This is a genomic window from Thermodesulfobacteriota bacterium (assembly GCA_031082315.1).
Classification (GTDB): Bacteria; Desulfobacterota; QYQD01; order QYQD01; family QYQD01; genus QYQD01.
Window position 1 is genome coordinate 1 of record JAVHLC010000036.1, and the last position, 1,320, is coordinate 1,320.

General features: G+C 48.0%; 1 pseudogene. It reads right to left on the bottom strand.

Annotated features, from left to right (window positions below):
* Nucleotides 1-113 precede the first annotated feature (113 nt).
* Nucleotides 114-1,196 (bottom strand): annotated as a pseudogene (locus RDU59_12940) (IS4 family transposase).
* Between the last annotated feature and the right edge of the window lie 124 nt (nt 1,197-1,320).

The following is a 1,320-nucleotide window of genomic DNA, read 5'->3' on the forward strand; positions in this document are numbered from 1 at the left end:
TCAGCTTTGTCCGGTTAGGTTTTTGCATGTAAGTATTCCCATTGATCTTTGATATTTTCGGCTGTGAGATCATTGTCCTTGTCTGCGTGCACCGCACAGGCAGCGAAATTGCGGGCTTCATTTTGAATCTTGATGCGCAGTTCTCTGACCCTTTGGATACTGACCTTCTCACCGTGCTTTTGGTGGCAGTAAATGGCGAGAAGGAGATAAGTTATCAGGCCTGCGAGGATTTGTACCATTAAGCCGTATTCGCTTCTGGCGATAAGGTGATAGACCCGGAGGTGGCGCTTCCACCAACCGAAGAATTTCTCTATCTCCCAGCGGAGCTTGTAAATCATAGCAATTTGTTCTGCTGCGAGGTCATAACGGTTTGTTGCTACCCAATAACTTACGGAACCGATACGATAACCGACCACACGAAGGGGCTCCTTGGTCTGGTTGATTCCAGGGGTTCCGAGGAGAACAACGGCATCGTAGAAAACAATTCCGCCGGGTTTGACCTCGTTGGCTCTGATCAGGGTCTTATTGGTGCCGGCCTTGATCCGGGATACGAAATGTTTTCCCTCTCTCTGCCAGGCATCAAAGCTCTTGTGGCATTGGTAGTATCGATCCATAACGCCGGTCTGTCCGGGCGAGAGGATTTTACTTACAAAGGGGCGTTCATCACCCTTGCCGTCGGTAAGGAATATCTTGCAAGGGATAGAACGATTGATGTCAAATCCGAGATGTATCTTGGCCTTTTTGGAGCCGTCCCTATAGTCGGCCCAGTACATGGAGAGACAGGCGTCGATCAATGATCCGTCAATGGCCACTAAATCCCCAAGTTTGGGGTGCGCACTGGGCAGGATTTTAGCAGCTTTGGCTTGGAGCCGCTCGAAGAGATATAACAGCTGCTCAAGTCCACGAGAGTTGATGGCCTCGAAAAAGGTGCTCTTCTTCAGGCCATCCGGCGGGGCTATCAGGCTTCGGACCAAAGAGTCCTCCTTGAGAACCTGGAGCAGATGCGTGCCGGAAGTGTGTTCTTCAAGATGGAAGTAGATCAAGGCATTGAGCTGATGTTCGAACTCAATTTGCAAGGGTTTGTTTCCTTGAGATTTAAGTGGGGCCATGGTTTTTAATTCGTCTTGTAGCGGTGTTACCAATTCATGAAGCGACGGTATTTTTCTTTTATTCCAGGGTTCGATGGTGTACGTCATTTTCGTAATTACCTCCAAATATCATGTAATTACGAAAAATTCGCCGCCCTAACACTTTTTCAAAAGTCAAGCAAAAAACGACATGGATGCGAAATTTTTCTCCGTTTTCTCAGTATTCGGCACA